This window comes from Pseudomonas sp. 05N433 (assembly GCF_056396925.1).
In genome coordinates this window covers 1-20,991 of the sequence record NZ_JBFTML010000072.1, presented here as the reverse complement: position 1 = coordinate 20,991, position 20,991 = coordinate 1, and the positions used below count along the sequence as shown (strand labels likewise).

The following is a 20,991-nucleotide window of genomic DNA, read 5'->3' as shown; positions in this document are numbered from 1 at the left end:
CGCCACTCAGGTTGTGGTTGCCAGGGTTAGTGCTTGGCAACCAGGTCCTTCGGCAGCTTGAAGGTCCACAGCATGCCGCCCTGGTTGAAGTCCTTGATGCGCTTGGCCACTTCGCCGCCCCACAGCGGTACCGCGCCGCCCCAGCCGGAGAGCACCGAAACGTATTGTTCGCCGTCCATTTCCCAGGTGATGGGCGAGCCGAGCACGCCGGAGCCGGTCTGGAATTCCCAGACTTTCTCGCCGGTCTTGGCGTTGAACGCTTGTAGGAAACCTTCCGGCGTACCGGTGAACACCAGGTTGCCCTTGGTGGTCAGCACCCCGCCCCACAACGGCGCGAAGTTCTTGTGGCGCCAGACTTCCTTGCCGGTTTTCGGGTCGATGGCGCGCAGCACGCCGATGTAGTCTTCATTCAATGGTTTGATGGTGAAACCGGCGCCGAGGAACGCCGCGCCTTTTTTATAGGCGATGCCTTCGTTCCAGATGTCCATGCCCCACTCGTTGGACGGCACATAGAACAGGCCGGTGTCGCGGTTGTAGGCCATCGGCATCCAGTTTTTCGCCCCCAGGAACGCCGGCGCTACAAACACCGAACTGCCTTTGGCCTCGGAGCCCGGTGCACCCGGACGGCTGTCTTCGTTGTAGATCGGCCGACCGTTTTTATCCAGGCCACTGGCCCAGGTGATCTTGTCCACGAACGGGAAGCCGCGGATGAATTTGCCGTTGGTGCGATCCAGCACATAGAAGAAACCGTTACGGTCCGCGGTGGCCGCGGCTTTGATTTCCTTGCCGCCTTCGTTGTAGTTGAACGACACCAGTTCGTTCACGCCGTCATAGTCCCAGCCGTCGTGAGGGGTGCTCTGGAAGTGCCATTTGATCGTGCCGTCGTCCGGGTTCAGCGCCAGGCGCGAGGACGAGTAAAGGTTGTCGCCAGGGCGCAGGTGCGAGTTCCAGGGTGCCGGGTTGCCGGTGCCGAACAGCAGCAGATTGGTTTCCGGGTCGTAGTAGCCGCCCAGCCACGGCGCCGCGCCGCCGGTTTTCCACAAATCGCCCGGCCAGGTCTTGCCCGCTTCGCCGCCGGAGATGCCGTTCTCTACGGCCTTGCCGTCTTTGTAGACGTAACCCATGTGGCCTTCGACCGTTGGCCGGGTCCACAGCAGATCACCGTTTTTCGGGTCGTAGGCTTCGATCTTGCCCACCACCCCGAACTCGCCACCCGCCACGCCAGTGATCAGTTTGCCGTTGATCACCAGTGGCGCGGCGCTGATGGAGTAGCCTTCCTTGTGGTCGGCGACTTTCTTGCTCCATACCACTTTGCCGGTGTCTTTATTCAGGGCCACGAGCTTGGCGTCGAGAGTGCCGAAGATCACCAGGTCGCCATACAGCGCCACGCCACGGTTGATCACGTCACAGCACGGACGGATGTCATCCGGCAGGCGCGCGTCGTATTGCCAGAGCTTGCGGCCGGTGCGCGCATCCACGGCGAACACCCGTGAGTAGGAACCGGTCATGTACATCACGCCGTCCTTGATCATCGGCTGCGCTTGCTGACCGCGCTGTTTTTCACCGCCGAACGAAAAGGCCCAGACCGGGCGCAAGTCTTTCACGTTGTCGACATTGAGGGTGTCCAGCGGGCTGTAGCGCTGACCCTGGACGCCCAGGCCATTGGTGACGACCTGTTCCGGATTCTTCGGATCCTGGAGGATGTCTTGATCGGAGACTGCGGCCATTGCCTGGCCGGACAACAGCATGGCACTGAGCAGCACGCTCAAGACGAAGGGTTGGCGACGTGCGGGTTGGGTCATGACGGCTACCTCTGCGGTTTTTGTTATACCCGGGAAATTTTCCCGGTCTGGTGCAGATTCTTGGGCGCCRCCGCCCTTGCAACAATTGCCCGCAATGCGGAGATTTCTAGTTCCTTGGTAGCGGGTCGGATGATGCCAATCAACGAAGGCTCACCACAAAGGATGCGTCGTATCTGAGATGGACTACTGATCCTTGCCGGAATCCACCCGCGTCATCTGCGCGCGCTCATAGCGCGGGTACAAATGGCTGACGCTGCGGATCAGCTCATAACGGCTCAGGTTGATCCCGGCGAAACGTTCAGGAATGGGGCTGCGGATCATCTCGGCCATGTCGCTGCCGTTCGCCGCACCGTCGTGCATGAGTTGATCGAGCCAGGAGAGGTAATCGCGCATCTGCTCGAACGGTTTGCTGTCCGTTGCCACGGGCCCATGCCCGGGCACAATCAGCGTCCACGGCAATCCCTGAAGCGTGGCGATATCCGCCAGCCACACCGACAACCCCGGGCTGTTCGGCGTGGTCAGGGCCCGCTGATAAAACACCAGATCCCCGGCAAACAGCACGCCGGTTTTCTGGTCGAGAATAGCCAGATCCGCGCCGGTGTGCCCACCCAGACTCAGCAGCCGCAAATCGTGGTTCCCAAAACTTTGCACGCCTGGCGTCAGCGTCTGCGTCGGCAACACCACTTCGGTGCCGCGCATCCAGTCACCCACCAGTCGATACATGTTCTCGGCCATCGCATCACCCTGTTGATGCAACAGCTCGGTGGTGCCGGCCAGTGCAGCAATCGGCACGTCGGTGAAGGCCTGATTGCCCAGCACATGGTCGGGATGGTGATGGGTCAGCAACACCTGGATCACCGGTTTATCGGTGGTTGCGGCAATCGCTTTGCGCAGGGCCTCGCCGTAGCGCTTCGATGGCCCGGTGTCGATCACCACCACCCCTTGCCCGGTGACGATGAACGCGGTGTTGACGATGTTGCCGCCGTTGTTCTTGGCGAAGTTATCGGTGCTGCCCTCAAGCAGCCAGGTGTCTTCGGCAATCTGTCGGGGCTTGAGTGCGTAATCGGGATCGGCCAGGGTCGGCAGGCTCACACAGATGAACAACAACAGCATCCAGCGCATCACACGCTCCTTGGGTCAGGGTATGGCCGCATCGAATTGATTGCCGCTGTTGTCGCGCAGTATCAGGCGCGTCTGCCCCGCACCTTCGATGTCGAAAGCCAGGTTGGGGTTCTCGCTGACCGCCGGGAACAGCTCCAGACGCGCCAGTACCCGGTTGTCTGAGTCCCGCAGCTCGGCCTGGTTGAGGAAAAATTCCGGGATGCCGCTGACCATGCCGTTGTCCATCGGATGCGCCACCTGCAAACGCACGCGACTGAACTCACCACGGGGATAACGACCGCCAAGCACTTCGCCGATGTGTTCTTCCCAGCCCGGCTGGGTGCGCACCACGCTCGGCGCCGTGCAACCGCCGCCGGCCGCGTCGATCAGGGTCGAGCCGACATGCCACAGCCCGTCGCGAGTCAACACCGCCGCGCGCAATGGCGTGGCCTGTTCAACGCGGATGCGGATCGACAGCCAGGGCAGCACACCGGTCAAAGGCTCGAAGTCGACGATTTTCGGCAGCGGGTTGAGTTCGGCCCAGGCAAGGATTCGCACCACTTCGCCCTTGAACGCCCGAGCGTCGATTTCCAACGGCACTTGCCGGGCGTCTTCGGCGAACGGCGGTGCCAGCAGCTTGACCCGCTCGTCGAACACGAACGGTGCGTCGCCAAGCATCTGCTTGTGATAGAACGCCCACATCACCGACGGCACCGGATCGACCTCAACCGCCTGCGCGGCCAAGGGCAACCAGCAGGCCAACAGCCAACGCGCGCGCCAGTTCATTGTTGATACATCTCGGGCACGTCATAGCGCAGGCCGTAATGGGCATAAATGCTTTTGACCGTGCCCTCGCGAATCAACGCTTCCAGCGCCTCTTCCACGGCATAGGCCAGTTGCCGGTTGCTTTCATGCACCGCCATGCCGATCTCCCAGCGTTGCTTGCCCATGTTCGGATAGGCGTTTTCCGCCAGCGCCACTTGCGGGTCGGCGGCCTGATGCACCTGCCAGTCGATCTCGCCGCGCATCGCCATCACCGCGTCGACTTCACCGGCCTTCATCGCGGCAAACGCCTGGGGCACACCGGGGTAATGGTGGGTCTTGGCGGCGAGCATGCCGTTGAACACCGAGGTCAGGTAAAACGAGGGCACACTGTCGACTTCGACGCCAATCGGGTGCTGCTGGAACACCGCGACGCTGGCCACCGAGTCCAGTCGACGACGGTCATACGCCACCTGCCATTGTTCGGTCTGGTACGGCCCGAACATCACCACATGGCCGTTCTCCAGTTCGCCCAGCTCATTGCGTTTCTGTGAGTAATCGCGGTCGTAGGGGACGCGCATCATCAGGTCGGCCAGTTGCTGATTGTGCAGCTGACTGGCCCGCCAGATGTAATCGCGCAGGTCGTCGTCGAGCTTCTCCCCGGCGGGCGCCCAGATCAGTTTCAGGCGTACCCCCATGGCCTTGGCCAAGGCCTGGGCGAGTTCGACATCGACTCCGCGAGGCTGGCCGGCGTCTTCGAAACTGTAGGGCGCGAAGTCCTTGTAGACCGCGACTTTCAGCTCGGCGGCGGCGATCATTTCGTCATAGGTCCGGACCTGTGCCTGCGCTGCCTGGCAGCACAACCACACAGCGCTGATCAACACCGCGAGCAGGCGCATGGGTCACTCCTCGACGTGCACGCTGTCCAGGTAGGTGCGTACCGCCCACAAGGCTTCCTGACTCAAATAGTCAGCCATCTTCGGCATGTACACTCGGCCATCACGCACGGCGCCATGGCGCACCCGTTCGACGAACCACTCGTCACCGGCTTCGGCGACGTCGAGCTTGCGCAAGTCAGGGGCGATGCCGCCGGACTTGGCTTCCAGGCCATGACAGGCCGCGCAGTTCTGGTTGTAGGCCGAAGAGCCGATTTCCAACGCTTTATCGTGCTCCGGAGAGGAACGATACGGGTTCACCGCCGCCCAACCATCGGCATCGACCTGCACACCGGCATCCTTGATCGGGGTCAGTCCCTTGGTTTCGACGGCCTGGGGTACCACGTTGCCGTGGGCCCAGACGGAACCTGCGCTGATGAAGCCGGCCAGCAGTCCGGCAACGAGCAAGGCGTTGCGTTTTGTTGTCATTGTTATGCCCTCAAGATTGCACGCAAAACCTCTTTGCAGAGGCTATGGCAGCCATCTTAGGAACGGCTTCGCGCCAACCCCATGCTGCTTTGGTGGTCGCGGCCTACTCCCTTGGTAGTAGGGCTTGCGGCGAACAGTCCGGGGGCGTTCTGGCGCCGTTACTACCTTGGTACTGGCCCATCGATACTTTCTGCATATTTCCCCGACCGACCGGGGTTCCTATGCTGGCGCTACCTGTGATGGAGTGCCTTATGCGCCAGCTCGCCCCTTATGCCTTGATCTACCTGCTGGCGATTGCCTGCGCCGCCGGGCTGGCGACCCAGAGTCAGGCGGCGGATGCGCCGTTGCAGGTGCGGATCGGCTACCTGGGGTATCGCCCCGATCCTGGGCCATTGCTGTCGAACGTTATTCCTGAACCGACCGATGCCGGCCTGCGGGGCGCGGAGCTGGCGATCATCGACAGCAACAGTACCGGGCGTTTCCTCAATCACAGCTACAGCCTGGTCAGCGCCAACGTCGACAACCCCGACGCCTTGCTCGAAGCCGCCAAAGCCCAACACGAACAAGGCCTGCGCCTGTTTGTGGTGAATGCTCCGGCGGAAAACCTGCGCCGACTCAGCGCTGTGCTACCCGACAGCCTGCTGTTCAATGCCGGCAGCCCCGATGACAGCCTGCGCACTACCGATTGCCTGCCGAACGTGCTGCACAGCCTGCCGAGCCGGGCGATGCTGGCCGATGCGTTGGCGCAGTTTCTGGTGCTGCGCAAATGGCAACGGGCGCTGCTGATCGTCGGCCCGACCGCCGACGATCAAGCCTACGCCGCCGCCCTGCGCCGGGCGGCAAAACGCTTCGGCCTGCAACTGGTGGCGGAGAAAGCCTGGAGCTTCGATAACGATCAACGGCGCAGCGCCCAGGCCGACATGCCGCTGTTCACCCAAACCGCCGAGTACGACGTGGTGCTGGTGGYCGATGAACGCGGCGATTTCGGCGAGTACGTGCCCTACCAGACCTGGTACCCACGGCCGGTCGCCGGCACCCAGGGCCTGACCCCGGTGGGCTGGCACAAGACCGTGGAAACCTACGGTGCCGCCCAGTTGCAAAAACGCTTCGAAGCCCTGGCCGGGCGCTGGATGAACGATCGGGATTTCGCCGCGTGGATGGCGGTGCGCAGCATCGCCAGCGCGGTGGGCAAATTGCGCCAGGTCGATGCCATGGCGATTCGGACGCTTGAAATCAGCGAGCAATTGCCGCTGGACGGCTTCAAGGGCCGCAAGCTCAGTTACCGGCCGTGGAACGGTCAGTTGCGCCAGCCGATCCCCATCGTGCAACCCCGGGCGCTGGTCAGCACGTCGCCGCAAGACGGTTTCCTGCACCCCTTCAACGAAATGGACAGCCTGGGTTACGACAAAGCCGAGGTCAGCTGCCGCTTTCCCTGAAAGCCCTACCCCCATAACAACAAGGAATCTGCCATGCGCCGCACCCTGCTTTCATGCGCTCTACTGCTCGCCGCCGGGCATGCGGCGGCCAGCACCGCCTGGGTCTCCAACGAAAAGGACAACAGCCTGAGCCTGATCGACATGCAGACCCTGCAAGTCACCGACACCCTGCCCGTCGGCCAGCGCCCGCGCGGCCTGTTGCTGTCCCACGACAACAAGCTGCTGTACATCTGCGCCAGCGATTCGGACCGGGTCCAGGTGATGGACGTCGCCACGCGCAAGATCATCAAGGAACTGCCTTCGGGCAAAGACCCCGAACAATTCGCCCTGCACCCCAACAATCGCTGGTTGTATGTCTCCAACGAAGACGATGCGCTGGTGACGGTGATCGACACCGAAACCTCCAAGGTGCTCGGGCAGATCAACGTCGGCGTCGAGCCCGAAGGCATGGCCGTCAGCCCCGATGGCAAATGGGCGGTGAACACCAGCGAAACCACCAACATGCTGCACTGGATCGACACCAGCACCCAGACCCTGGCCGACAATACGCTGGTGGATCAGCGGCCGCGTTTCGTCGAGTTCAATCCCGATGGCTCGCAGCTTTGGGCCTCGGCGGAAATCGGTGGCACGGTGACGATTCTCGATGTCGCCAGCCGCAAGATCCTCAAGACCCTGAGTTTCCAGATCAAAGGCGTGCACCCGGACAAAGTCCAGCCTGTCGGCATCAAGCTCAGCGCCGACGGCAAGTACGGCTTCGTAGCCCTCGGCCCGGCCAACCATGTGGCGGTGATCGACGCCAAGACCTTCGAGATTGTTGATTACCTGCTGGTGGGCCGACGGGTCTGGCAGATGGCGTTCACCCCGGATCAACGGCAATTGCTGGCCACCAATGGCGTCAGTGGCGATGTGTCGGTGATCGATGTCGACACCCTCAAAGTCAGCAAATCGGTGAAGGTCGGGCGCTATCCGTGGGGCGTGGTGGTGACACCATGAACGCCCTTGAGGTCAGCGACCTGAGTTTCGCCTACGGCCCGCGCGAGGCCTTGCGCCAAGTGAGTTTCAGCTTGGCACCGGGGCGTTTTGCGGCGCTGCTTGGGCCCAATGGCGCGGGCAAATCCACCCTGATCGCCCTGCTCACCCGCCTCTATGATCTGCAACGCGGTGATATCCGCGTCGGCGGATGCTCGTTGCGCGACGCGGCACGCCCGGCGCTCAAGCAATTGGGAGTGGTGTTTCAGCAAAGCACGCTGGATCTGGACCTCAGCGTCGAGCAGAACCTGCGTTATCACGCCGCGCTGCATGGTCTGTCCCGACGCCAGACCGGGCTGCGGGTCGACGCGGAGCTGGCGCGTCAGGCCCTGACCGAGCGCCGTCGCGAGCGAGTACGCGAACTCAATGGCGGCCACCGCCGGCGGGTGGAAATCGCCCGCGCGTTGCTGCACGAACCACGCCTGTTGTTGCTTGACGAGGCCAGCGTCGGCCTCGACCCGGCCAGTCGCCTGGCGCTCAATCAGCACATCCGCAGCCTGTGCCGCGAGCAAACCATCAGCGTGCTCTGGACCACTCATTTGCTGGATGAAGTGCAACCCAGCGACGACTTGCTGATCCTGCATCAAGGCCGTTTGGTCGCCAGCGGACAAGCTGATGCGCTGAGCCTGGAACATGGCGGCGACCTCGATTCGGCTTTCGCTCGCCTGACCAACTCGGCCCCTTCAGGAGCAGTCAGCAGATGAACGCTTACTGGCAATGTTTCAGCGGCATCGTGCTGCGCGAATGGCTGCGCTTCGTGTTGCAGCGCACGCGGTTTCTCAGTGCGCTGGTGCGGCCGCTGCTGTGGCTGCTGGTGTTCGCTGCCGGGTTCCGCGCGGCACTGGGCATCGCCATCATCGAACCCTACGACACCTACATTCCCTATGAGGTTTACATCATCCCCGGCCTTGCCTGCATGATCCTGCTGTTCAACGGCATGCAAGGTTCGTTGTCGATGGTGTATGACCGGGAGATGGGCAGCATGCGCGTGCTGTTGACCAGCCCCCTGCCCCGGACCTTTCTGCTGTGTAGCAAATTACTGGCGACGTCGCTGATTTCGCTGTTGCAGGTGTACGCCTTCCTCGCGATTGCCTGGCTGTACGGCGTGCAACCGCCGGCCATGGGCCTGTTGCTGGCGTTGCCGGCGTTGCTGCTGGTGGCGTTGATGCTCAGTGCGCTGGGCCTGTTGCTGTCCAATGCGATTCGCCAACTGGAGAACTTTGCCGGGGTGATGAATTTCGTGATCTTCCCGCTGTTTTTCCTGTCGTCGGCGCTGTATCCGCTGTGGAAAATGCGCGATTCCAGCGAGTGGCTGTATTGGCTGTGCGCCTTGAACCCGTTCACCCATGCGGTGGAGCTGGTGCGCTTCGCGCTGTACGAACGCTTCAACCTCTTGGCGCTGGCGGTGTGCGCGGGGCTGACGCTGGTGTTCGCCCTGCTCGCCGTGCTCACCTTCAACCCGCAACATGCGGCCTTGCGTAAATCCGGCTGACTACTCCGAACGATAAAAAACAGGACAAAATTACTACTTTGGTACTGGTTTACCTGTCTATCGTCGCATTCACAACGCATCGCTACTGGCATGTAATGGGTTCATAACTATAAGGACTGACCCCTATGCCGCGTGCCCGACGTGTTCTGTTGCGCCCTGCTCTCGCTGCGCTGTCGCTGAGCCTGTTGCTGGGCACCGCACAGGCCGAAACAGCGCTGTTCTCCGCCGACGGTTATCGCATCGGCCTGTACCGCAGCCCGACTCCGACTCAGCTCCAGGGCGCGAGCATCATCGACACGCCCGCCCTGCAAGACCTGCTCAAGCAGACACCCCCGCCGGTGCTGATCGACGTCTACCGCCGACAATGGCTGCAAGGCCGCTTCATTGAAGACCAGCCCCACGAAAACCTGCCCGGCAGCCATTGGTTGGCCAATACCGGTGACGGCGATCTGACGCCCGACTGGCAAGACTATTTTGCGCGTAACCTGAACACATTGACCGCTGGCGATCACACGCAACCGTTGGTCTTTTACTGCCGCTCCGATTGCTGGTTGAGCTGGAACGCGGTAAAACGCGCTGCTTCCATGGGCTATAAAACACTGTATTGGTACCGCGACGGACTGGATGCCTGGCAAGCGGCGAATCTGCCCGTGACACAGGCGAAGCCCGAGCCTTTTCCCTGACTTGAGCATTTGCGTGTTGTTGCCACACCCTGAAAAAAAAATAATGAGGTGAAAGGCCATGTACAAAATTCTGATTGCCGACGATCACCCGCTGTTTCGCGAAGCCATTCATAACGTCATCAGCGACGGTTTCCCCGGCAGCGAGGTCATGGAAACCGCCGACCTCGACAGCGCCCTGGCCCTGACCCAGGAGCACGACGACCTGGACCTGATCCTGCTCGACCTGAACATGCCCGGCATGCACGGCCTCAATGGCCTGATCAACCTGCGCAACGAGGCGCCGACCATTCCGGTGGTGATCGTCTCGGCCGAACAGGACAAGCAGATCGTGCTGCAAGCCATCACCTATGGCGCGGTGGGGTTCATCACCAAGTCCTCGCCACGGGCGCAGATGACCGAAGCCATCCAGCAGATTCTCAATGGCAATGTGTACCTGCCGCCGGACATCATCCGCACGCAAAAGAGCGGTGCCAGCCGGCGCATGAGCGAGACCCCGAGCTTCCCGCCGGAGCTGCTCCAGGCGCTGACCCGCAAACAGCTGCTGGTGCTTGAACGCATGACCAAGGGCGAGTCGAACAAACAGATCGCCTACACCCTGGAAATCGCCGAAACCACGGTCAAGGCCCACGTCTCGGCGATCTTGCGCAAACTCAATGTGCACAACCGGGTGCAGGCGATATTGAGTGCCGGGGATATTGATTTCGGGTCGTATTTGCGGCGGTAACTGCCCGGTTTGAAAGCTGACCTGTGGCGAGGGAGCTTGCTCCCGCTCGGCTGCGAAGCAGTCGTCAATCCAGGCGATTCGGTGGTTTGTAAAGGGCCGCTTCGCGCCCCAGCGGGAGCAAGCTCCCTCGCCACAGGTTCGGTGTTATCTGGATGGGCCGAGCAAATGACTCATCGCCGTCTTGAGCTTCATCGGCCGCACCGGTTTGTGCATCAGGGTGTGGCCCAGTTCGCGGATCTGTTGTTTGAGCTCATTGCTGTAGTTGGCGGTGATCATCATCGCCGGGATCGCCGAAGCGCGACGGGCGTTGATGCGGGCCACGGCGTCGACACCGTTCTGCTCGTCATCCAGGTGATAGTCGGCGATCAACAGGTCGGCTTCGGCGTGATAATTATCCACTTGCCGCGCCAGGTCCTCCTCCGAGAGTGCCGTGACCACCCGGCAGCCCCAACCTTCGAGCAAGGTGCGCATCCCGGCACAAATTGCCGCGTCGTTGTCCAGCACCCACACCCGTGCACCGCGCAGGCGCTCGAGCATCGGTTCACTCATCAACAAACTCGGCAATGCCTTCGGCGCCGTGGCGCTCAAAGGCACTTCGACGGAAAACATCGAGCCCTTGCCCGGCCATGAACGCACGTGAATCCGGTGGCCAAGAATACGCGCGATTTTCTCGACGATCGCCAGGCCCAGCCCCAAGCCGCGATCTTGATCGGGGCGCTGTACGTCACCGCGTTTGAACTCCTGAAAAATCTCCTCCAGACGGTTCTCGGCAATGCCCATGCCGCTGTCCCAGACTTCAATCGTCAGCCGCTGGTGATGACGCCGACAACCGAGCACCACCCGCCCGCTGTAGGTATAGCGAATGGCGTTGCTCAGCAGGTTGCGCAGGATCCGCGCGAGCAATTGAATGTCACTGCGCACCAGCGCCGAACACGGGATGAAATGCAGCTCGAGGCCTTCACTGCGGGCCACTTGGGTGTATTCGGCGGCCAGGTTTTCCAGCAATTCGCTGAGAGCGAACGGCGCAATGTCGGCCTTGATCACCCCGGCATCCAGTTTGGAAATGTCCACCAGTGTGCCCAACAGGTTTTCCACGTCTTCCAGGGAATTGCTGACATTGCGCACCAGATTCTCGTTGGCCACCGGTTCCCGGCGCTCCAGCAACGCGCTGGTAAACAGCCGCGCGGCGTTGAGCGGTTGCAGCAGGTCATGGCTGACGGCAGCGAGAAATTTGGTCTTCGACAGGTTGGCCTGCTCGGCCTCGAGCTTGGCCTCGCGCAAGCGTGATTCCACGCGGCGGCGCTCGTCGATTTCGCGCAGCAATTGGTCATTGAGGGTGGTCAGTTCGGTGGTGCGTTCACGCACCCGCAACTCAAGGTTCTGATAGGCCTGATGCAACGCCTCGGCGGTGCGTCGGCGTTCGGTGATGTCGCGGATCAGTACGAAAATCCCCACCACTTCCCCGCTGGCCAGGCGGTTGGGTACGTAGGAGCGCAGCATGTAGCGCTCCTGATTGTTGATGTTGGTTTCGGCGAACTCGAACGTCACGCTCTCGCCGGCCAGGGCCCGGGCCACATAGGCCTCGAGGCGCTGATAGTGCTGCTCGCTGTGCACTTCGCGCAGGCTCTGCCCGAGCATCACGCCCCGGGGCCAGCAGTACCATTCTTCATAGACTTTGTTGGTGAACTCATAGACCAGATCGGCATTCAGGTAGGCGATCAGCGCCGGCACATGGTCGGTGATCAAGCGAATCCAGCGCTCGCTTTCGCTGAGGGCTTCGGCATGCTGATAGCGTTCGGTGATGTCGGTGAAGGTGTTGACGAAGCCGCCGGTGGGCAACGGATGGGTGCGGATTTCCAGGACCCGGCCATCGTAGAGGCGCTGCTCGCATTCCTGCACGTACCGCCCGTTGGCATCGCGACTGGCCGGGGTCAGCAGGTTCAGCTCGCTGTCGGCGATCACTTCGGCGAACGGCCGATGAGCCGCCACCGGGGCCAGGCCACTGAGTTCCAGGAAGCGCCGGTTCCACAACTCCAGAATGCCCTCGGCGTTGACCATCGCCACCCCTTGGGACAGGTTGTCGACCGCCCGTTGCAATAGGTGCGATTTCTGCGCCACCGCCTGCTCGCGGCGCAGGGTTTCGCTGAGTTTGACGTCGGTAATGTCGGTGAACAGGATCACCCGCCCGCCTTCCTGGGTCGGCCGCTCGCTGACTTGCAGCCAACGGCCATTGTGCAGGCGATAGAGCAGGCTTTCGTCGACAGGCGACCGGGGTTCTTCACTAAACAACCCGGTCGAAGTCATCAACCGTTTGACCTCACTCAGGCGCATGCCCGCGTTGATCCGTACCCGGCTGTTACCCCAAAACGCCTTGAAACGGCTGTTGAACAGCACGATCCGCTGCTCGGCATCGAACAGCACAAAAGCGTCGGAGATGCTTTCAATGGCGTCGATCAAGTGTTGATGGGCGGTTTCGGCCCGTAGCCGCGCTTCGCTGAGCAAATGGTTGCCAGCCTTGAGTTCGGCCATGGCCTGGTTCAGGGCGTCGGTGCGCTCACGCACCTGTTCGGCCAGCACCACCGAATGCTGGAACGCCGCATACGGGTCGTTGCCCCGGGTGATACCGGACTCGATGCGTTCGATCAACGCGTCATTGATGCGCTGCAATTTTTGGTTCTCGTGCCGCAGGCTGGCGATTTGCGCCTGAAGGTCAGCGCTGTCCAGGGGCGCGTCCTCGGGCAATGGCAACCCCGGTGAAGGTCTGGTTGATGTGCATGCCATTGAACTGTTCTCCGTAGGTGTTGAAACCCATCACCCGCTGGTCCCGCAAAAACGCGCCGATCTGCTCGAGACTGCCGGCGTCCTCCAGTTCCAGGCGCCGGAGAAAACAGTCACAGCCGATGGTCAGCAACAAGTCCCCGAGACGCTCGCGCAAGCCCTCGAACAAGCCTTGCAGATTCGGCAGCATGGGGCCGGGTTTCATGACGGTGAGGACGATGCCGTTTTCCACCGCACAGTAGAAACTCAGGCTCAGGTCTGGATGAACCTGCTGGATCGCCCGCACGTAATACTGATCGTTGATCCGCACCGCCAACGGGTGTGCGGCAAAGGTCCGGTAATCGAGGTCGGCCACCGGCACGCCGATATGCCGGGCGTACTCCTCGGCGGCCGGTTCGGCGTTGAGTTCGAATACCCGGCGCGAAGTGCTGTCGGCAGCGGTGACCACCAGTTTTTCGGCCCTGGGCAGGATGTGGTGGGTGGTGAAGACTTCGAAGTCCAGCCAGGTATTGACCAGCACCACCACCGCCGCGCCGCTGTGAARCTCGCCGCCGAAATACACATGGGTGTGGGTCAGGTAATTGTCGTCGCCGGCCGAACCGCCGAAATGCGGAATATCGCCCAACGCCGCGCTCAAGGCAGCGAGCACCATTTCTTCACGACTGGACAAGCCATCGAGCAGGGTCAGGGCGAAGCTGTTGCCCTTGATCGGCGCCAGGGTATTGCTGCGACAACCGCTGACCAGGCGCTCGACCATTTGCTGGGCATCGATCAGGCTGAAATGCTCCATCTCATCGATCAGTTCGGTAGAGATGGAAAAGTGCCGATGATCGAAGCCCACCGCGGTCACGCAGCTGCGGCCATAACCTTGGGGGGTGATTTCGCCGGCACTGGTGCAGCCCACCAGCCGAATGCCGCCGAAGCTCTGCTGCAACGCCTGCCCCAGCGCCTGCAAGTCGTACTCGGCGGAACAGAAGAACAGCACGAAGCCCAAATGCGGGTGCAAGAGTTGTCGCGCCAGATCCTGCGCCGCTTGCTGGGCATCGATGGCCTGGGACATGGCACTGACCACACCGTCGCTCTGAACCTGCTGCATCGTCGCCCCTCGCCTGTATGAGGCTCGAGTGTACGAAGCCTGCGGGCGGCGACGAATGCTACTTGGGTAGCGGGTGGGTGGTTCGATGGGATGAGAATGGTGGTCTGATCAATGGGTGACTAGCGCAATTGTGGCGAGGGAGCTTGCTCCCGCTGGACTGCGAAGCAGTCCCCCGAATACTGGCCGATGCGCGACCAGGATCGGGGCCGCTGCGCGACCCAACGGGAGCAAGCTCCCTCGCCACAAGGAGTGGTTAGTCAGCCCCTACCAGGTCAACACCGCCCCCACCGCAAACGTATCGGTGTTTTCATTCTGGGCGCTGGTGTCGTGGCCGTTGATTTCGAACTGGTTGTACTCGGCCACCAGCTTGAGGTTGTCGTTGACGTCATGGAACAGCGCAACGCCGCGAGTCTCATAATCGGCGCCGCTGCCGACCACGCCGTTACCGTCGTCCTTGGTCTTGCCATAAGACAAGGCCAGACGGTTCTTGCCCAGTTTGTAGGAGCCCTGCAACAGGTAACCGTTGCTGTCGACATTGCGCAGGGTCGGTTCACCGGCATTGTTGGTGAAGAACGGGTYAATGCCTTTGGCCTGGAAACCGGAGCCGGTCAGCGACAGCCCGCCCATCTTCGCCTGCAAGCCATAGCCGACGCCTTTGGAGGTGACGGACCCGACGCTGGAATCGGTGTTGTCCGAGGTCTGGTAGCTGCCGTTGAGCCAGCTGTAAATCTTCGCCCCGCCGAGGTCGAACTGATAGGTGATCTCGCTCTCGGTGCGCGGGTTCTTCTGGTACGCCTTGCCGGTTGCGCTGCTGTCGTTGGTGTCGACCGGGTCCATGATCCCCACCGCCACCCGCAAGCCGTCCATCATCGGGGTGCGATAGGTAATCTGCGAGGTCGGGAACGGGTACGGATAACCGCTGCCGATGTTGCCGAACGACACCCCGCCGCCGTCCACCAGGCCCAACGTATCGCTGACCTGACCGTAACCAGAGAGCAGTTCGTCGAGCAGGATGTTGGAACGGGCAAACAGGCCGAAGTCTTTGCCGATCAGCACCTCGCCCCATTCCGGGTTGGCCACCGTGCCGTAGAACTGCCGCACGTCAATGGCGGTGTTGGTGCCGTTGGTTTCGCTGTCGTTGATGGTCACCCAGAACGAGGCCCGGGCGCCGAGCTTGAGGTCATCGACCTGTTTGCCCATGTTGAAACCCAGATAGTTAGGCAAAAAACCCATCTTCACCCGCGCCTGGCGCCGGTCGTACTGATCACCGGCCCGGTCCACGTTGCTATTGACGTAGAAGGCGTTGATGTAGCCATCGGTGGAGAAAGTGGTCTGGTCCTTGTCGTACAGCATGATCTCGGCCTGGACCATTGAGCTCAGGCCCAGGGATGACAGACTAACGATGAAAGCCGGCAAGAAACGATGCTTGAAATTCTTATTGTTGTGCATGACGCGCTCCGCTACGGGGACTTGATGTCGGAGGCGATTATCGAAAGCGGACAGGCGGCGTCATACGCTGCCTTGGGGGCGGTTGTCAGGTGCTTTGGGCTGGCCGGTAGCGCGCGGCAAATTCGGCGTAAGACCGCCCGTCGGCCTGGCCCGGAACTTAGGGTGTAAGCCTGCGGGCCACACAGGCGCCCACAGGAACCGGTGCGCGCTAGACGAGCGCTCTAAACAGCATGTAAACGGCTACCACCACGCAGACGCTGGCAAAGCCGATCTGCAACCCTCGGGCCGGCACCCGCGCGCAGAGCTTTCGGCCGATGATCATCCCGACGATGCTGGCGACAATGAACGACATGCCCAAACCATCGATCCGCACCCCGGCGTGAAACGCGCCAATCACCCCGATGATCGAGATCAGGCTGATCACCATCAACGACGTGGCGACGATCCCGCGCATCTGCACATCGGTCAGTTGCTTGAACGCCGGCACTATCAGAAAACCGCCACCGACCCCGAGCAACCCCGAGACCACACCAGTGACCGCGCCGAGTGCGGCGAGGGTCGCGGTGCATTTGGCGGTCCAGGAAAAACGCCCGGTCTGCTGATCGAGCATGCAGTTCTTCTGGCCCCAGTTGGCGTGGCCGTGGTCGCTCGGACCGGCGTCGAGCTTTTCCGGGCGCAGCATCCGCCAGGCCACCATGACCATCAGCAGACTGAACAGGATTTTCAGGATCTTTTCCGGCAACTGATGAGCGAAGTAGATACCCACCGGCGAAAACACCGCGCCAAGCAAAGCAATCAACAGCGCCGCGCGATAGCGCACCAGGCCATGGCGCAGACCGTCGACCGCACCGATCGCCGCCGCACTGCCCACCGCGAACAAGGCGACGGGCGCCGCCTGGGTCATGGTCAAACCCAGCCCGAGCACCAGGGCCGGCACCGCAAGAATACCGCCACCGGCGCCAGTCAAACCGAGCACCAGGCCCATGACCAGGCCAAAAAAACTTGCCAACAACATAAAACACTCATGATCCGCGAAAAAAGGCCGGGGACGCCCGGTATCGATTGAGTGACAGGATAGAGCCCGCACAGTTTTTTTCATTAATTGAATTGATGCGGGGCTGGTCAACGCAGGGAAAATGAAACTACCCTCAAGGCTTGTCCAAACAGAAACAGCCACCATGCCCGCCTTGATTGAAGCCTTCCTCGACCCCGCATCCAAGACCTACAGCTACGTAATCTACGAGCACGATGGCGGGCACTGCGCGATTGTCGACCCGGTGCTCGATTACAACGCCGCCGCCGGGCGCACTTCGACCGTCCAGGCCGACAGGATCATCGCCTTCGTTCGCCAACACCAGTTGCAGGTGCAATGGTTGCTTGAAACCCATGCCCACGCCGACCACCTGTCGGCCGCGCCTTATCTGCGCCGGGAACTGGGGGGCAAGATTGCGATCGGTCAGTCGATCAGCAAGGTTCAGGGGGTGTTCAAGACACTGTTCAATCTTGAACCAGGATTCAGGACCGACGGTTCGCAGTTCGATCACCTGTTCGCGCCAGACGAGTCATTCCGCATCGGCAACCTCAAGGCCACGGCCCTGCATGTGCCAGGGCATACTCCGGCAGATATGGCTTATTTGATCGACGGCGATGTGATTATGGTGGGCGACACGTTGTTCATGCCGGACGTCGGCACCGCGCGTTGCGACTTCCCCGGCGGCAACGCCAACCAGATGTTCACCTCGATCCGCAAACTGCTGGCCTTCCCCGCCAGTGTGCGTCTCTTCGTTTGCCACGATTACCCGCCCGACAGTCGCGCTCCACAGTGCCAGACCACGGTTGGCGAGCAGCGTAAAAGCAACATTCATATCCACGATGGTATTGATGAGGCCGCCTTCGTCGCCATGCGTACCCAGCGTGACGCCGGTTTGTGCATGCCGACGCTGTTGCTGCCGGCGATTCAGGTGAATGTGCGGGCGGGGAATTTGCCGCCCGCGGAAGACAATGGCGTCACTTACCTGAAGATCCCCCTGAACCAACTCTAGCCCCGAACGCTGCCTCGCGGTGCTCGACAGCTGCTACAGCCGCTACAACTGCGATCGTCAATTGGCCAGGGTCAGGCCGTTGGCTGGCAACGGCAACGCCGTCTTGTAGCGCACTTGCTTGAGCGCAAAGCTCGAACGTATGTTCGCCACCCCCGGCACCTTGGTCAGGAAGTCCATCATGAAGCGCTCCAGAGACTGGATGGTCGGCACCAGCACGCGGATCAAATAGTCCGGGTCACCGGCCATCAAATAGCACTCCATCACTTCCGGGCGATCCGAAATCGCCTCTTCGAAATGCTGCAGCGCCTCTTCCACCTGCTTCTCCAGGCTGACGTGAATGAACACATTCACATGCAGCCCCARCAAGTCGGCATCCAGCAACGTCACCTGCTCGCGAATCAGCCCTAATTCTTCCATCGCCTTGACCCGATTGAAGCACGGCGTGGGCGACAGGTTCACCGAGCGCGCGAGGTCGGCGTTGGTGATGCGCGCGTTCTCCTGAAGGCTGTTGAGAATGCCGATGTCGGTACGGTCCAGTTTGCGCATGAGACAAAAACACCTGTTTTTTATGTTTATGCAGATTTTTTATCCTCAAATGACCTCCAGCGCAACGAAACACAGAGAAATATTCTTCTTGGCCCGGCCTATGATTGTTGTAGGACAAGAATTCTTTTACCGAAGAATGACTGCCAGCTCACTACAAGAAATTCACAAGATCGAGCGTAGAAGCCATGAACCAAGCGTACGAACCGCTGCGCCTGCACGTTCCCGAACCTTCGGGCCGTCCCGGCTGCAAAACCGACTTCTCCTACCTGCATCTGACCGATGCCGGCACGGTGCGCAAACCCCCAATCGACGTAGAACCGGCCGATACCGCTGATCTGGCCAAAGGCCTGATTCGCGTGCTCGACGACCAGGGCAATGCCCTCGGCCCATGGGCTGAAGGCGTACCCGTCGAGATCCTGCGTAAAGGCATGCGCGCCATGCTCAAGACGCGGATCTACGACAACCGCATGGTGGTCGCCCAGCGCCAGAAAAAAATGTCGTTCTACATGCAGAGCCTCGGCGAAGAAGCCATCGGCAGCGCCCAGGCCCTGGCCCTGAACATCGACGACATGTGCTTCCCCACCTACCGTCAGCAAAGCATCCTGATGGCCCGCGAAGTGCCGCTGGTGGACCTGATCTGCCAACTGCTGTCCAACGAGCGCGATCCGCTCAAGGGCCGTCAGTTGCCAATCATGTACTCGGTCAAGGAAGCCGGTTTCTTCACCATCTCCGGCAACCTCGCCACCCAATTCGTCCAGGCGGTGGGCTGGGGCATGGCCTCGGCGATCAAGGGCGACACCAAAATCGCCTCGGCGTGGATCGGCGACGGTGCCACTGCTGAATCGGACTTCCACACCGCCCTCACCTTCGCCCATGTGTACCGTGCGCCGGTGATCCTCAACGTGGTCAACAACCAGTGGGCGATCTCCACGTTCCAGGCGATTGCCGGCGGTGAAGCCACCACCTTTGCCGGACGCGGCGTCGGTTGCGGCATCGCCTCCCTGCGGGTCGATGGCAACGATTTCTACGCGGTCTACGCTGCATCCGCCTGGGCTGCCGAACGCGCGCGGCGCAACCTCGGCCCGACCATGATCGAATGGGTCACCTACCGTGCCGGCCCGCACTCGACCTCCGATGATCCTTCCAAATACCGTCCTGCCGACGACTGGAGTCACTTCCCGTTGGGTGACCCGATTGCTCGCCTCAAGCAGCACCTGATCAAAATCGGTCAGTGGTCCGAGGAGGAACACGCCGCTGTCAGCGCCGAACTGGAAGCCGAAGTGATCGCCGCGCAGAAAGAAGCCGAGCAGTACGGCACCCTCGCCGGCGGTCAGATTCCGAGCGCCGCGACCATGTTCGAAGACGTCTACAAAGAGATGCCGGAGCACTTGAAGCGCCAGCGTCAGGAGTTGGGGATCTGACATGAACGATCACAACAATAATATTCAGTTGGAAACCGCCATGACCACGACCACCATGACCATGATCCAGGCCCTGCGCTCGGCCATGGATGTGATGCTTGAGCGTGACGACAACGTCGTGGTGTTCGGTCAGGACGTCGGCTACTTCGGTGGTGTGTTCCGTTGCACCGAAGGCCTGCAGACCAAGTACGGCACCTCCCGCGTATTCGATGCACCGATCTCCGAAAGCGGCATCGTCGGCGTCGCCGTGGGCATGGGTGCTTACGGTTTGCGGCCGGTGGCCGAGATCCAGTTCGCCGACTACGTGTACCCGGCGTCGGACCAGATCATTTCCGAAGCGGCGCGCTTGCGTTATCGCTCGGCCGGCGAGTTCACCGCGCCGATGACCCTGCGCATGCCCTGCGGCGGCGGCATCTATGGCGGCCAGACTCACAGCCAGAGCATCGAGGCGATGTTCACCCAAGTCTGCGGCTTGCGCACCGTCATGCCATCCAACCCTTATGACGCTAAAGGCCTGCTGATCGCCTCCATCGAAAACGATGACCCGGTGATCTTCCTCGAGCCAAAACGCCTGTACAACGGCCCGTTCGACGGTCACCACGAGCGCCCGGTGACCCCATGGTCGAAGCACCCGGCCGCGCAAGTGCCGGACGGTTACTACACCGTGCCGCTGGATGTTGCCGCCATCACCCGTCCGGGCAAGGACGTGACCATCCTGACCTACGGCACCACGGTTTATGTGTCGCAAGTCGCCGCTGAAGAAACCGGCATCGACGCCGAAGTCATCGACCTGCGCAGCCTATGGCCGCTGGACCTGGAAACCATCGTCAAGTCGGTGAAGAAAACCGGACGCTGCGTAGTTGTTCACGAAGCGACCCGTACCTGCGGATTCGGCGCCGAGCTGGTCGCGCTGGTGCAAGAGCATTGCTTCCACTACCTGGAAGCGCCAATCGAGCGTGTGACCGGTTGGGACACCCCCTACCCGCACGCGCAAGAGTGGGCGTATTTCCCTGGTCCGTCCCGTGTGGGCGCGGCTTTGCATCGGGTTATGGAGGTCTGAATGGGCACGCACGTTATTAAAATGCCGGACATTGGCGAAGGCATTGCAGAAGTTGAATTGTCTCAGTGGCACGTCAAGGTCGGCGACATGGTCGTCGAAGATCAGGTGCTGGCCGATGTCATGACCGACAAGGCGATGGTCGACATCCCCTCGCCGGTGAACGGCAAGGTGATTGCACTGGGCGGACAGCCAGGCGAAGTCATGGC

Annotated in this window: 20 protein-coding genes; 10 read left to right on the top strand and 10 right to left on the bottom strand. The window is 61.3% G+C overall.

The window, feature by feature from the left end:
* Positions 1-26: 26 nt before the first annotated feature.
* From AC1DIS_RS27025 to pedF, 5 genes are all read right to left on the bottom strand, one after another.
* Entirely contained in the window at positions 27-1,802 is a 1,776-nt protein-coding gene (locus AC1DIS_RS27025) for a PQQ-dependent methanol/ethanol family dehydrogenase (RefSeq protein WP_018929703.1), read from the bottom strand.
* Positions 1,803-1,985: 183 nt separating this feature from the next.
* Entirely contained in the window at positions 1,986-2,924 is a 939-nt protein-coding gene (locus tag AC1DIS_RS27020; RefSeq protein WP_477742957.1) for a quinoprotein relay system zinc metallohydrolase 1, read from the bottom strand.
* A 15-nt stretch (positions 2,925-2,939) separates the two neighbouring features.
* Complete coding sequence (locus AC1DIS_RS27015; RefSeq protein WP_064618306.1) at positions 2,940-3,689, bottom strand: quinoprotein dehydrogenase-associated SoxYZ-like carrier; 750 nt, start codon at positions 3,687-3,689, stop codon at positions 2,940-2,942.
* Positions 3,686-4,564, bottom strand: coding sequence for a substrate-binding periplasmic protein (locus AC1DIS_RS27010; RefSeq protein ID WP_204123800.1), 879 nt, complete (start codon positions 4,562-4,564; stop codon positions 3,686-3,688). Before AC1DIS_RS27010 ends, AC1DIS_RS27015 begins: the two co-directional genes overlap by 4 nt.
* A gap of 3 nt (positions 4,565-4,567) precedes the next feature.
* Positions 4,568-5,029, bottom strand: a complete 462-nt coding sequence (pedF, locus tag AC1DIS_RS27005) for a cytochrome c-550 PedF (RefSeq protein ID WP_018929707.1) — start codon at positions 5,027-5,029, stop codon at positions 4,568-4,570.
* Positions 5,030-5,280: 251 nt separating this feature from the next.
* Between pedF and AC1DIS_RS27000 the strand changes: the two genes are divergently transcribed.
* From AC1DIS_RS27000 to AC1DIS_RS26975, 6 genes are all read left to right on the top strand, one after another.
* A complete protein-coding gene (locus AC1DIS_RS27000) occupies positions 5,281-6,465 on the top strand; it encodes an ABC transporter substrate-binding protein (protein WP_477781194.1) in 1,185 nt (394 codons plus the stop codon).
* Between the two features lie 33 nt (positions 6,466-6,498).
* On the top strand, positions 6,499-7,458 hold the full coding sequence (locus AC1DIS_RS26995; protein ID WP_086946230.1) for a YVTN family beta-propeller repeat protein: 960 nt from the start codon (positions 6,499-6,501) through the stop codon (positions 7,456-7,458).
* The gene (locus AC1DIS_RS26990) at positions 7,455-8,198 is read left to right on the top strand and encodes an ABC transporter ATP-binding protein (RefSeq protein ID WP_477742955.1); all 744 of its coding nucleotides are present in this window, start codon (positions 7,455-7,457) and stop codon (positions 8,196-8,198) included. The genes AC1DIS_RS26995 and AC1DIS_RS26990 overlap by 4 nt, the downstream gene beginning before the upstream one ends.
* Positions 8,195-8,986, top strand: coding sequence for an ABC transporter permease (locus tag AC1DIS_RS26985; RefSeq protein WP_064618314.1), 792 nt, complete (start codon positions 8,195-8,197; stop codon positions 8,984-8,986). The genes AC1DIS_RS26990 and AC1DIS_RS26985 overlap by 4 nt, the downstream gene beginning before the upstream one ends.
* A 125-nt stretch (positions 8,987-9,111) precedes the next feature.
* On the top strand, positions 9,112-9,669 hold the full coding sequence (locus AC1DIS_RS26980) for a PQQ-dependent catabolism-associated CXXCW motif protein (RefSeq protein ID WP_477742954.1): 558 nt from the start codon (positions 9,112-9,114) through the stop codon (positions 9,667-9,669).
* Between the two features lie 58 nt (positions 9,670-9,727).
* Complete coding sequence (locus tag AC1DIS_RS26975; protein ID WP_111453489.1) at positions 9,728-10,393, top strand: response regulator transcription factor; 666 nt, start codon at positions 9,728-9,730, stop codon at positions 10,391-10,393.
* 144 nt (positions 10,394-10,537) lie between these two features.
* On the opposite strand, the gene nahK is transcribed toward AC1DIS_RS26975, so the two are convergent.
* The 4 genes from nahK to AC1DIS_RS26955 all read right to left on the bottom strand — a co-directional run bounded on the left by nahK (position 10,538) and on the right by AC1DIS_RS26955 (position 16,731).
* On the bottom strand, positions 10,538-13,174 hold the full coding sequence (gene nahK / locus AC1DIS_RS26970; RefSeq protein ID WP_372240827.1) for a hybrid sensor histidine kinase/response regulator NahK/ErcS': 2,637 nt from the start codon (positions 13,172-13,174) through the stop codon (positions 10,538-10,540).
* Entirely contained in the window at positions 13,104-14,267 is a 1,164-nt protein-coding gene (gene nosP, locus AC1DIS_RS26965; RefSeq protein WP_477781193.1) for a nitric oxide-sensing protein NosP, read from the bottom strand. Before nosP ends, nahK begins: the two co-directional genes overlap by 71 nt.
* A 264-nt stretch (positions 14,268-14,531) precedes the next feature.
* Complete coding sequence (locus AC1DIS_RS26960; RefSeq protein ID WP_477781192.1) at positions 14,532-15,716, bottom strand: porin; 1,185 nt, start codon at positions 15,714-15,716, stop codon at positions 14,532-14,534.
* Positions 15,717-15,924: 208 nt separating this feature from the next.
* Positions 15,925-16,731 (bottom strand): sulfite exporter TauE/SafE family protein, encoded by an 807-nt coding sequence (locus AC1DIS_RS26955; protein ID WP_477742952.1) that lies wholly within the window; start codon positions 16,729-16,731, stop codon positions 15,925-15,927.
* Between the two features lie 163 nt (positions 16,732-16,894).
* Here AC1DIS_RS26955 and AC1DIS_RS26950 point away from each other — a divergent pair, with 163 nt between their 5' ends.
* Positions 16,895-17,758, top strand: a complete 864-nt coding sequence (locus tag AC1DIS_RS26950; RefSeq protein ID WP_477742951.1) for an MBL fold metallo-hydrolase — start codon at positions 16,895-16,897, stop codon at positions 17,756-17,758.
* 57 nt (positions 17,759-17,815) lie between these two features.
* Here AC1DIS_RS26950 and bkdR read toward each other — a convergent pair whose 3' ends face one another.
* Positions 17,816-18,304 carry a Bkd operon transcriptional regulator BkdR gene (bkdR, locus tag AC1DIS_RS26945; protein WP_017339472.1) on the bottom strand — a complete coding sequence of 163 codons (489 nt, stop codon included), beginning with the start codon at positions 18,302-18,304 and terminating at the stop codon, positions 17,816-17,818.
* A gap of 185 nt (positions 18,305-18,489) precedes the next feature.
* On the opposite strand from bkdR, the gene AC1DIS_RS26940 reads away from it, so the two are divergent.
* The 3 genes from AC1DIS_RS26940 to AC1DIS_RS26930 form a co-directional block, all read left to right on the top strand.
* Entirely contained in the window at positions 18,490-19,725 is a 1,236-nt protein-coding gene (locus AC1DIS_RS26940) for a 3-methyl-2-oxobutanoate dehydrogenase (2-methylpropanoyl-transferring) subunit alpha (RefSeq protein ID WP_018929723.1), read from the top strand.
* Between the two features lies 1 nt (position 19,726).
* On the top strand, positions 19,727-20,785 hold the full coding sequence (locus tag AC1DIS_RS26935; protein WP_019648882.1) for an alpha-ketoacid dehydrogenase subunit beta: 1,059 nt from the start codon (positions 19,727-19,729) through the stop codon (positions 20,783-20,785).
* Positions 20,786-20,991: biotin/lipoyl-containing protein (locus tag AC1DIS_RS26930; protein WP_477781191.1), on the top strand; the 206-nt coding region annotated here is incomplete at its 3' end.

What these genes read in the sequence shown, in the direction of transcription:
- AC1DIS_RS27025 (WP_018929703.1), bottom strand. Translation starts at nt 1,802, where the DNA reads ATGACCCAACCCGCACGTCGCCAACCCTTCGTCTTGAGCGTGCTGCTC.
- AC1DIS_RS27020 (WP_477742957.1), bottom strand. Translation starts at nt 2,924, where the DNA reads ATGCGCTGGATGCTGTTGTTGTTCATCTGTGTGAGCCTGCCGACCCTG.
- AC1DIS_RS27015 (WP_064618306.1), bottom strand. Translation starts at nt 3,689, where the DNA reads ATGAACTGGCGCGCGCGTTGGCTGTTGGCCTGCTGGTTGCCCTTGGCC.
- AC1DIS_RS27010 (WP_204123800.1), bottom strand. Translation starts at nt 4,564, where the DNA reads ATGCGCCTGCTCGCGGTGTTGATCAGCGCTGTGTGGTTGTGCTGCCAG.
- pedF (WP_018929707.1), bottom strand. Translation starts at nt 5,029, where the DNA reads ATGACAACAAAACGCAACGCCTTGCTCGTTGCCGGACTGCTGGCCGGC.
- AC1DIS_RS26995 (WP_086946230.1), top strand. Translation starts at nt 6,499, where the DNA reads ATGCGCCGCACCCTGCTTTCATGCGCTCTACTGCTCGCCGCCGGGCAT.
- AC1DIS_RS26990 (WP_477742955.1), top strand. Translation starts at nt 7,455, where the DNA reads ATGAACGCCCTTGAGGTCAGCGACCTGAGTTTCGCCTACGGCCCGCGC.
- AC1DIS_RS26985 (WP_064618314.1), top strand. Translation starts at nt 8,195, where the DNA reads ATGAACGCTTACTGGCAATGTTTCAGCGGCATCGTGCTGCGCGAATGG.
- AC1DIS_RS26980 (WP_477742954.1), top strand. Translation starts at nt 9,112, where the DNA reads ATGCCGCGTGCCCGACGTGTTCTGTTGCGCCCTGCTCTCGCTGCGCTG.
- AC1DIS_RS26975 (WP_111453489.1), top strand. Translation starts at nt 9,728, where the DNA reads ATGTACAAAATTCTGATTGCCGACGATCACCCGCTGTTTCGCGAAGCC.
- nahK (WP_372240827.1), bottom strand. Translation starts at nt 13,174, where the DNA reads ATGGCATGCACATCAACCAGACCTTCACCGGGGTTGCCATTGCCCGAG.
- AC1DIS_RS26955 (WP_477742952.1), bottom strand. Translation starts at nt 16,731, where the DNA reads ATGTTGTTGGCAAGTTTTTTTGGCCTGGTCATGGGCCTGGTGCTCGGT.
- AC1DIS_RS26950 (WP_477742951.1), top strand. Translation starts at nt 16,895, where the DNA reads ATGCCCGCCTTGATTGAAGCCTTCCTCGACCCCGCATCCAAGACCTAC.
- AC1DIS_RS26940 (WP_018929723.1), top strand. Translation starts at nt 18,490, where the DNA reads ATGAACCAAGCGTACGAACCGCTGCGCCTGCACGTTCCCGAACCTTCG.
- AC1DIS_RS26935 (WP_019648882.1), top strand. Translation starts at nt 19,727, where the DNA reads ATGAACGATCACAACAATAATATTCAGTTGGAAACCGCCATGACCACG.